The organism is Bacillus sp. AFS017336 (assembly GCF_002555445.1).
GTDB lineage: Bacteria > Bacillota > Bacilli > Bacillales > Bacillaceae_G > Gottfriedia.
Map to the genome: position 1 here is coordinate 16,285 of NZ_NUCO01000008.1, position 11,614 is coordinate 27,898.

The 11,614-nt window shown below is 35.5% G+C and carries 7 protein-coding genes; all 7 read left to right on the forward strand.

Translation table 11 applies throughout. From position 1 onward, the window contains the following. The first annotated feature begins 379 nt into the window (after nt 1-379). Nucleotides 380-1,402: a LacI family DNA-binding transcriptional regulator gene (locus tag CN601_RS03015; RefSeq protein WP_098121208.1), complete on the forward strand. Its 1,023-nt coding sequence runs from the start codon at nt 380-382 to the stop codon at nt 1,400-1,402. Nucleotides 1,403-1,589: 187 nt separating this feature from the next. Then, a complete protein-coding gene (locus CN601_RS03020) occupies nt 1,590-2,888 on the forward strand; it encodes an ABC transporter substrate-binding protein (protein ID WP_257131595.1) in 1,299 nt (432 codons plus the stop codon). Between the two features lie 109 nt (nt 2,889-2,997). Next, nucleotides 2,998-3,948, forward strand: a complete 951-nt coding sequence (locus CN601_RS03025) for a carbohydrate ABC transporter permease (RefSeq protein WP_257131596.1) — start codon at nt 2,998-3,000, stop codon at nt 3,946-3,948. A gap of 23 nt (nt 3,949-3,971) precedes the next feature. Next, complete coding sequence (locus CN601_RS03030; RefSeq protein WP_098170005.1) at nt 3,972-4,817, forward strand: carbohydrate ABC transporter permease; 846 nt, start codon at nt 3,972-3,974, stop codon at nt 4,815-4,817. Between the two features lie 12 nt (nt 4,818-4,829). Then, nucleotides 4,830-6,956 (forward strand): glycoside hydrolase family 36 protein, encoded by a 2,127-nt coding sequence (locus CN601_RS03035; RefSeq protein ID WP_098170006.1) that lies wholly within the window; start codon nt 4,830-4,832, stop codon nt 6,954-6,956. 75 nt (nt 6,957-7,031) lie between these two features. Next, on the forward strand, nt 7,032-10,766 hold the full coding sequence (locus CN601_RS03040; RefSeq protein WP_098170007.1) for a CBM35 domain-containing protein: 3,735 nt from the start codon (nt 7,032-7,034) through the stop codon (nt 10,764-10,766). Between the two features lie 97 nt (nt 10,767-10,863). Beyond that, the gene (gene araD / locus CN601_RS03045) at nt 10,864-11,559 is read left to right on the forward strand and encodes an L-ribulose-5-phosphate 4-epimerase (RefSeq protein ID WP_098170008.1); all 696 of its coding nucleotides are present in this window, start codon (nt 10,864-10,866) and stop codon (nt 11,557-11,559) included. Nucleotides 11,560-11,614 lie beyond the last annotated feature (55 nt).

The following is an 11,614-nucleotide window of genomic DNA, read 5'->3' on the forward strand; positions in this document are numbered from 1 at the left end:
AATTAGTATAAATGAAGAAGTGCAAATGAAAGCTTCAGAACGATTATATTAAAAGTTCTGAAGGGATGAATTTAAAACGAAAATCGAAAATCTAGCCACCTTTTTAGGTGGTTTTTTTGTGCATCAGGAAATTTTTAATTAACTAAATATGGATTTATTCTTTTAGTAAATAATTTACCGGTAATATTTAGTGGTTATAAACAATAGAATTTGATAAAGCTCTGCAGTTAAACTGTTGTTTTGTTGAAATTTTTAGAAAAATTAGAAAAAAGATATTGAAAGCATTTACAGTATCTGTTAACATACAAATATAATCAGTAAATAAATTAGTAAATATAAAATAAAAATCACTAAAATATTACGTAAAGAGGTTCATAATATGGCTACTATTAAAGATATAGCAAAACTTTCTCAAGTGTCACCAGCTACTGTATCAAGAGTATTAAATAATGATCAAAAGATTACAGTTTTAGAAGAAACGAGAGAACGTATAATACAAGCTGCAAAGGAATTAGGGTATAAGACAGTTTTAGAAAGGCGAGTTGAACAGCAGGAATCAGATAAGCCAGGGATTAGTGTTGGGATTTTACTTTCTAAAACTTTGGAAGAAGAAATGGCTGATCCATACTTCCTAACAATTAGACAAGGAGTAGAAGAGGAATTACTGAACCAAGGTATTTCTTCGACTTTCATGTTTAGGTGGAATGATATTGGTTCAAATCATCTATTTAAAGATTTAGGTGGGATTATAATAGTTGGGAAAATTAGTGAAAGGGCATTCAAAGCTATTAGCGATAACATTGAAAACGTAGTCTATATCCATCATTCTCCAGATGAAGATTTATATGATTCAGTTGTCATAGATTTTGTTAAATCTACAGAAACCGCATTGATGCATTTATTTGAGCGAGGATATAAGCGAATAGGTTATATAGGTGGAGTGGATATTGAATATTTGAAAAATGAGACAGTTGTTATTGAAGATAAACGTCTCACAACATATGAAACGCTGATGAAAGAAAGAGGGATATATAACCAAAAATATACATTTATTGGGGAATATTCCATGTCACAAGGGTATGAGTTAATGAAAAAGGCTATCCAACAAAAGGAACTGCCGGAAGCTTTCTTTATTTCGAGTGATCCAATGGCAATAGGTGCATTAAGAGCACTCCAAGAAGCAAATCTTTCAGTTCCAAATGATATAGCAATTGTTAGTTTCGATGATATTGAGTTGGCAAGTTTTGCAAGTACGCCATTAACAACTGTGAAAGTATTTACAAAAGAGATGGGGCAAACGGGAGTGAAGCTGTTACTCGACCGGATTAACGGAAGGGATATTCCTTTAAAAGTAACGGTCCCAACAAAATTAATAGTCAGAGAAAGTAGTGGTGGCGTTTGAAAGAAGATCATTATTGGAGGTGGTTTTATGTAGAGATAGATTAGTAGTTACATAGATTTCTAATGTTTAACATTAGTTATTTCTTAACCAACATTCTAGCATTTTGTCTTAAAGTGGTTACTTTAGTGAATAAAAGAGTTTGCAATTTGTAATTATTTTATAAAAAATCTTAGGGAGAGATTTAATAGTGGTGAAGAAAAAGTCCTTTTTAATAATATTTATGTTACTACTCGTCTTTTCGACTACTTTAGCCGGATGTAATAATTCGAAAGAAGCTTCAACTGATAAAAACGGAAATAAACAAGTGACTTTGCAGTACTGGGCTTCATGGGCACCAGGTTCTGAAGAAGAGAAAAAAACGAAAGAGCAAATTCAAAAATTTGAAGATGAGCATCCAAATATTAAGATTAATACTCAAGTTATTACGTTCGATGCTCTTCATGATAAATTAGTAGCAGCAATTAGTGGTGGTGCGGCTCCAGATTTAAGCTGGGGGTTAAGTGAATGGTACGGAGAATTTAACAAAATGGGTGCTTTGCAGGATTTAACTCCTTATGTAAATGCTTGGGCTGATAAAGATAAAATTTATCCGAATGTAATGAAAGCCCTAACATTCGAAGGGAAGGTTACTGCTCTACCTCAATATTTGGGAATTCGAGCACTTTTATACCATGAAGATATGTTAAAAGCGGCTGGGGTTCAAGAACCTCCAAAAACCTTTGACGATTTAATTAAAGTAGCAGGTGATATTAAAAAAGCTACTGGTAAACCAGCTTTCGGTATAGCTGGTGCAGGAGTGCGTTCGCCTCAAGAGCTACTTGCATACTTAGCTTCAAATGATCTTAAGATTGCTGAGAAAATGGATGATGGCAAATTCAAAAATACTTGGAAAGATAATCCCGATCAGCTTGCAAAAGCGGCAGACGTTTTTAAATTTTATCAAGAAATGCAAGATAAAGGCGTAATTCCAGCGGATGCGAAAGCATGGGGATGGGAAGAAGAAGATACTAACTTCTCTCTTGGGCAGTATGCAATGGTCGTAAATGGACCATGGATTGAAGATCGAGCAAAAGAAAATCCTAAAGAGATGAAAGATGTAAAAGTAGCAGCTCCTCCTTATAAGGAAAAACCAGCAACATTCCTAGAAATCAGCCCTCTATATTTATACAAAAACAGTAAACATCCGAAAGAAACATGGGAATTTGCAAGCTATATTTTAGGAAAAGAATGGCAATCTAACATTCGTCCGACTAATTCTCCACGTACAGATGTTGTCAGTGATAGCCAGTGGGGTAAAGGTTTTACTGACTTAGCGTCAACTGGTGTAACATATCCTGAAATCTCTTTAGGTGGCGTTACAAAAAGTATGGAGGATGCACTTGCAAAGTCATTATTGCAAAAGCAAAGTCCTAAAAAAGTTGCAGAATGGTTGTCAGATCAAATTAATAGTGATTTACAGAAATCAGGCGAACTTAGCGGTAAATAAATTCGTCTAAGGAGTAGCAAGTATTGTATAGTCGTGCAAGCAATACTTGCTCTTTTATTACTTATAATCATTCATTTAACATCCGTATCGAAAGTGGGGGTACATACTCTTGAACATAGAATCTAAGCAAGTTAATAAAGAATTTGGATTAAAACAAGAAAAGGTGAAACGGGGACTTTCAAAAGAAAAGAAGAATATGTTTCAAGCTTATTTATTTATATTTCCTGCGATACTTTTCTTTCTTGCCTTAATTGCATTGCCTCTGATCAATGTCGTTTGGGATAGCTTCCATTTTAAAAACCTCGTTAGTACTTTAAAAACTTCCTTTTCGGGATTGGAAAATTATAAAAATGTTATTCATGATGAAAATTTTACTAAGGCACTTTCCAATACGACCATCTGGACTGTACTTTCTGTAGCTGGTGAGTTTATTTTAGGCTTAATTTCTGCAGTAGCCTTAAATCAAAAGTTAAAAGGAAGAGCAATTTTTAGAGGATTAATTATTATACCTTGGGTTGTTCCAATTGTCATTGCTGGAACGACTTGGATCTGGATGTTAACACCTGACTATGGAATTATTAATTTTCTTCTTACTAAGTTTGGGATATTAGATAAACCGTACTATTGGTTAGGTGAATTAAATTCAGCATTGCTAACAGTAACCTTTGTTAATATTTGGAGAAGTTTCCCATACTATACTATTTGTTTACTAGCTGCAATGCAATCAATACCTAAAGAATTATTAGAAGCAGCAGCGATTGACGGAGCAGGTGCGATGAAGCGATTTTTTAAAATTGTGTTGCCACAATTAAAACCGGTATCAGTTGTATTAATATTTATTCATCTAATTTGGACAGCTATAAATTTTGATTTTATTTGGGTAATGACAGAAGGCGGTCCACTTAATGCGACTGAAACCCTCCCAATTATGATCTATCGGTATGCAATGAAACAGTTTGATGTTGGGTCAGCATCAGCTTTGGCAACGATGATGATCGGATTTATGATTACTATTTTTGTAGTCAATTACTACTATAATGTCAGAAAAAATAGAGTTTAATCTATGTAAGGAGTGATAGTGACATGCTAATGAGTAAAAGAAGGATGCTTGTCAGTAAAATTGTAACCTATGTTGTACTAATCGTCATCTCGATATTCTGCGTGTTCCCATTTCTATGGATGTTGGTAACGTCCTTAAAACCAACTGATCAAATACGTAGTACCCATCCTAGTTTCTTCATTAAACATCCTACTTTTTCACATTTTCAAAATGTGCTAGTAAATACAAAATTTATTACGTTTTTTATGAATAGTTTCATAGTTGCCATTTCTACAACGCTTATATCGATATTGGTATCAATCTTTGCTGGCTATGCATTGAGTAGGTTTCAAAGATTTAGAGGAGTTAAATTCCTAAATATAACGATGCTATTATCGCAAATGATTCCAGGGGTTCTATTGTTAGTGCCACTTTATATCTTGATGCAAAGGTTTGGTTTGTTGGACACATATGCATCTATGATTCTAGCATATACAACGTTTATGGTTCCTTTATGTACTTTTATGTTAAAAGGATTCTTTGATTCTATTCCATATGAGTTAGAAGAAGCGGCAGAAATGGATGGCTGTTCAAGAGTTCGAATAATATTTCAAATTATCCTTCCGATTTCGATTCCAAGTATTGTTGCAACAGCACTATTTGCGTTTGTTAACGCTTGGAATGAGTTTATGTTTGGATATGTTTTCATTAATGACGAAGCTCATCGTACGTTAACACCAGGAATCACACTTTTTAAAGGGCTCTATTCTACAGATTGGGGTAGTATCATGTCTGCATCTGTGTTAGCAGTTATTCCAATCGTCATTATGTTCATTTATTTACAAAGATATTTAATCGAAGGTATGACAGCAGGGTCAGTTAAAGGATAAGGAGGTTACAACATGTCAGAAGTAATAGAAAAAGTTGGAAAATTAATCGAAATCGAAGAAAACGGAATTTTCCTTGCATTTGAGGTCACCGAGGACAAAGATGTTAGATTTCTTCACTTTTCGTCTATTCCTTCAAATGAGTATTTAAATTGGGATGATCGTAAAAGAAGTAAATATCGTCTTGTTGAAATTCATTTTTCTGGTGAAAATCAAAATGATCATCATGGGTCGAAACATACTGGAACAAATCCGGGGAGACGCTTAAAATTACAAAATTTTAAGGATACTGTCAATTTAAACGGTCGTAGAATTGTGTTTGAAATGATCGATGAAGTAACTAATGTTGAAGTAAATTCATTTTTACAATTTTTTAACGGTATTCAGATTGTAAGAACGTGGACAGAGGTTGTTAATAAGGGAAACGAGCCAGTTGGTATGGAGTATGTTTCATCTTTTGCTTATACAGGTATTGATAAAGAGGGATTAACAAGCAGAGAAGAAAAAATGAGATTACATATCCCTCATAATACATGGTATGGAGAAGCACAATGGCAACGGTATTCATTGACCGAATTGGGGTTATACACAGTTAATGAATTTTCAATGAAAAGATTATCTTATTCAAGTACTGGAACGTGGTCAACTTCACAATATGTTCCAATGGCCTTTTTAGAAAATACAGAGACTGGAACAGGTTTTATTTGGCAAATTGAACACCACGGTTCTTGGCATTGGGAAATAAGCGATATAGTGGATTCACTTTATTTACAGTTAAGTGGACCTACAGAAAATGAGAATCAGTGGTGGAAAGAGCTAATTCCCGGCGAAACCTTTGTTTCCGTACCTGTTGCAATTGGCGCGATTTGTGGGGGGACGGAAAATGCAATTTCAGAAATAACTACATATCGTAGAAGAATTCGTCGTCCAAATAATGATAATAAACATTTACCAGTAATTTTTAATGACTATATGAATTGTTTATTCGGCGACCCAACGACAGAAAAATTGCTACCGTTAATTGATGCTGCATCTGAAGCTGGTTGTGAATATTTTTGCATCGATTGTGGGTGGTATTCAGATGGTTATTGGTGGGATGGTGTTGGTGAGTGGCTTCCTTCTAAAGAGCGTTTTCCGAATGGAATTACTGAAGTTTTAAATTATATCCGGAGTATGGGTATGGTACCCGGGCTTTGGTTAGAGTTAGAAGTAATGGGAATCAACTGCCCACTTGCAAGTAAAGTTCCAGATGAATGGTTTTTTCTGCGACATGGAAAGAGAGTGATTGATCATTCTAGGTATCAGTTAGATTATCGAAATCCTGAGGTAAGAGATTTTGCAACTGGAATAATTAATAGATTAGTAGCCGAGTATGGTGTTGGTTACATCAAAATGGACTATAACATTAATGCTGGAGTGGGTACTGATTATCATGCGGATTCAATGGGTGATGGTTTACTTGAGCATAACCGGGCTTATTTAGGTTGGCTTGATCAAATATTTGCAAAATATCCTGATTTAGTAATCGAAAACTGTAGTAGCGGTGGGATGCGGATGGATTATAGTTTACTAAGCCGTCATAGTCTTCAATCTAGCAGTGATCAAACAGACTACTTAAAAAATGGTGCAATTGCTGCTGCAGCTGCCTCTCTAGTAACACCCGAACAGTGTGCAGTTTGGTCATATCCGTTAAAAGAAGGAGATGAAGAAGAAGTAATTTTTAACATGGTAAATAGCTTACTTCTAAGAATTCATCAAAGCGGACATCTTGCTGAAATAAGTCCAGAACGCTTTCTTTTAGTAAAAGAAGCAATTGAATACTATAAAACAATTCGTCAATACATCGCAACAAGCACCCCTTATTGGCCAACGGGTTTACCTAATCTTGGTGATTCTTGGATGAGCTTTGCCTTAAGAAAAGGAAATAAGAATTTTATAGCCGTTTGGAGACAGGATTCAAGTGAGGAAAAAATCTTTATCCCTTTAAACCATTTAAATAATAAAGATGTAGAAGTGACATTAGCTTATCCGTCAAAAGGTGAAGTAGATTACAAATGGAACAAACATAGTGGTTCATTAACAGTTAAAATCCCAAAAAGGAATGCTGCAAGACTATTTGAAGTTACAGTAAACAATCAGTAAAAAAACTTAAAATTCATCAAGTTCTTACACCGTGGAGATCTAGATTGTAAAAATAATAATAAGGGAGACAATTGAATGTTAAAAAAAATCGTTACCTGTCTTTTTTGTACAATCTTAATTTGCAGCGGATTTAGCTTTGCACCGGGAAAGACCTCTGCAGCAGCCGACCCACAGCTAGAAGTTGATTTATCGAAAGAAACTGGAAAGATGTTAAACGGAGGAGCTGGTTTCTTATATGGTATGAGTGAACCAAATGTTCCTGACATTAACACGATTATCCCACTTAAGCCAAATGCAGCAGTTCAAAAAGCCCCAGATGGGTTGCAACATCCAAATGGTGATGCGTTAAAGATTTCAGACTATTTCCTTGAAGCGGGAGGTCAACAAATTCAAATCTATTTGCAGGATTATTATGAAAAGTGGCCATACGAATTTACTGGTATACCAGATTATGTGAATAAAGTCGAAACAATTGTGAAAAAAGTTGTTGAGAATCCAAATAAAAATACATTTGTTTATGTACCGTTCAATGAACCAGATCAAATTTGGTATGGAGGAATGAATGCTGATGCACAAGCACGTTTTTTCTCAGATTGGAAAACTGTCGTTGAGAAAATAAAATCACTTCATCCAGATGCAAAGATTGCAGGACCAAACTTTGCTAGCTATAACTCCACTGTTTATCGTAATTTCTTCAAATTTGCTAAAGAAAATAATGTTTTACCAGATATCGTAACTTGGCATGAATTAGGAGATAATTTCTTCTCAGGATGGAACTCCAGATATAATGATTTTCGTTCAATCGAAAAAGATTTAGGAATCGGACCGCTTGAAATTAATATTAATGAATATGCTCGTCCGAGAGATCCATCTAATCAAGGTGTACTTTTGCAATTTCTTGCAAAATTTGAAAGAAGTAAAGTATATGGAGAACTACCATATTGGCATATGGCTGACAATTTGAATGACTTGGTTGTAGGAAATAATCAAGTTAATGGAGCTTGGTGGCTTTATAAATGGACTGCGGAAATGAAGGGAAAACAATCGGTTGAAGTAACTCCTCCAAATGTTAACGAAATGGGATTAGAAGGAATTGCAACAATTGACCAATCGAAAAAGCAATCTCAAGTCGTTTTTGGAGGTAGTAATGGTAGTGCTGACCTTGTGTTAAAAGGATTTAATAAGCACCAAGAATTTGGTAATGCAGTACATGTAACGATTTGGGAAAGTGCTTGGACTGGATTTGATGGTGCTGCAGGTAATCCAGTAGTCGTACAAGAAAAAGACTATCCAGTTGTTGATGGTAAAGTAATCGTTCCTGTATCAAATATGAACAATATGTCTGCATATAAAGCGATTGTCACTCCAGCAACAGCAAAAACAAACTATCCGAAACAGCCATGGAAAAAAATCTATGAAGCAGAAAATGCGAAGCTTAGTGGAAAAGCAAGTGTATATGATTTAGGTAATAGCAGCGCATATATCGAATGGCCAACTTCTGGTGGGAAACAAGTTGGAGGCATTGACGATGAAAATAGCAGTGTGAAATTTACAGTCAATGTACCTGAAGATGGAAAATATTTGATGGATGTTTATTATGGAAACGGTCCACTAGGTCCTGAAGCAGCGATTGCCGATCGACGAAAAACTGCAAAACACTCGTTTAAGGTTGATAACCAAGATGCAACTGAAATTGTATATCCAGCTAATATTGGGTTTAAATTTATTGGCATCAAAAAGGTTTATCTAGACTTAAAAGCTGGTGAACATACATTAACGTTCTCTGGAATGCCAGTCATGCAGGATGGACTTTTAACGAGAGTAGCTCTCCTAGACCGTATTGACCTTACACGAGCTGGTAAGTTCGCAGGGGAGTTAGCTCCAAAAGCTGATTTGTACGAGGCGGAATATGCTGAAACAGATGGAATAGTAGACTCAAAGCTTGATCATTATAGTGGCACTGGTTATGTTGATTTTTCAAAAGATGATCATTCAAGTGTTATGTTTGTTGTGAATGTAGAAAAAAATGGATATTATGAGACGAATTTTAAGTACTCAACAGACAGTGCAAACAGCAGTGTAGAATACTATGTCGACCGAAACAAAGTGAAAGATATTAAGTTAGAGCGTACAAATTCAGAGGATGATTGGAATACTCATACAGAAATCCGTTATCTAAAAGCTGGAATTAACTTAATAGAATTAAAGAATGCTAAAGGTAATATAAACATTGATAATCTAGAGGTTAAAGCGGCACCAAAGGATACAGAGGGACTAATTCAGGTTATCGAGGCTGAAAAAACGAGTAATACTGTTGCTGGCACAGCTAATGTACAAGAAAGTGCATATGCTTCAGGGGATAAATATGTTGGTTTAATAGGAAAAGGTGCCAATAATTATCTTCAGTTTAATGATATTGTCGTTCCAAAAAGTGGAAAATATAAGTTAATTGTTCACTATGCAAATAATGAACAAAAAGGTAACCATGACTATAATGCAAACGTAGTGGAAAGACATGCAAACATTAGCGTTAACGGTGGATCTGGAGAAAAGACTTACTTTAGAAGTACGTATAGCTGGGAAACATTTAAATCGATTGTTTTGGATGTAGACCTTAAAAAAGGTACTAACACAATTCGATTCTATAACGATACGGAGTCACCGGATTATGAACAATATGCACCGAATATTGATAAGATTGAGATTGCAGCACCAGAAACAACTGAAACGACTTTATCGGTAAAAGGACCGAATTTAGTGAAAGTAAATGATTCATTTAATCTTACTTATTCACTTAACGATTTAGTAGATAATATTCACTCCTTTAAGATGCAACTAAACTATGATTCTGAAACAATGGATTTTGTTTCAGCTGAATCTCTAAGTAGCAAAATTAAGGTTACAACTAAGAAATCAGTAGAGCCAGGAGTAGTGGATATTGTACTAGAAGGCGCACCAGGGCATTTCAAACAAGTGAGTGATTTAGTAAAAATCAATATGAAAGCTAAGGTAAATGAAAAGTTAACGACCTATATCTCATCATCGAATATAACTTTAGGAAAAAGTAACGGAGATTTAGTTACTCTTGAGGACACCGTTAGTTCGATTGATCTTTATGACAATGTATCTAAAATTAGTTTGACCGGAAAAAATGGAGAGAAAACAATTGCGACAAATCGTGCCACATTGCAATTGGAAGCAAAGGTTATTCCAGCAAATGCTGAGCAGAGTGTTAAGTGGTCCGTGTTTAATTTAAATGGTTCAGAAACTGATTTAGCTACGATCTCTTCAGATGGATTGTTATCTGCAAATAAAGTAGGTAAAAATGGTCAAGTGAAAGTTGTAGCTACGGCAGCGGATGGATCTGGAGTTGTAAGTGAAATGGTCGTAAATATTACAAATCAGCTAGCTCAAGTAACAGGAGTGCCATTTGGAAAAAATCCTCCATGGGCACCAGGTGGGGAATATGATAAGGCATTTGATGGAAATATCAATACTTTCTATGACTTTAGTCAAGCAAATGGTGGCTATACAGGAATTGACTTAGGATCAGGTAATCAAAGTGTGGTAAAAGAAATACGTTACTATCCGCGTGCAGGCTATACAGGAAGAATGGTAGGAGGGAAAATTCAAGGTTCAAACATATCACCGACTGAAGGATTTGTTGATCTATACACGATTTCTTCAACACCTGAGCTTGGATGGAACGTAGCAGAATTATCAGGAGAAACAGCTTATCGCTATATTCGATATGTAAGCCCGGATGGCGGGTATGGCAATGTTGCTGAACTTGAGTTCTATATTAGGTAGATATGAAAATTTCAATCTAGTAAATAAATCTGAAACTCCCGTCTTTAAATTCACTTTGATTGTGGCGAAATTTGCCTAATCCAAAGGAGGAGACATCATGTTAGAAAGATTAAAAAAGGATGTTTTGGAAGCGAATCTTCAGCTTCCAAAACATGGTTTAGTCACTTTTACTTGGGGAAATGTAAGCGGAATTGACCATGAAACAGGATTGGTTGTCATTAAACCAAGTGGTGTACCATATGACGAGCTACAAATAGATGATCTTGTTGTCTTAGATTTATACGGAAATATAGTTGAAGGATTATTAAGACCTTCTTCTGACACGCCAACTCATCTTGCCTTATACCGTGCATTTCCTCAAATAGGTGGAATCGTGCATACTCACTCACCGGCAGCTACAAGTTGGGCCCAAGCAGGGAGGAGAATTCCTGCACTTGGGACAACGCATGCGGATTATTTCTATGGAGATATTCCATGTTCTCGTACGTTGACAAGGGAGGAAATTGACCGTGGATATGAGCGTGAAACAGGAAACGTCATTATTGAAACCTTCAAAAAAGAAGGACTTGACCCTGTGGCAGTACCAGGTATTTTACTATCTGGTCACGCTCCATTTAGTTGGGGAAAAAATGCTAACGAAGCGGTACATAATGCCGTGGTTTTAGAAGAAGTAGCAAAAATGGCTTTAAATACTTATATACTGAACCCTCAAATAAAGGCGATTGACCAATTTCTTCTAGATAAACATTATCTTCGCAAACATGGTGCAAATGCCTATTACGGACAAAAGTAATGAAGAGGAGTTTAGTTTAACTTGACCTAATTTTAGATTACGATCTTTTATTTAC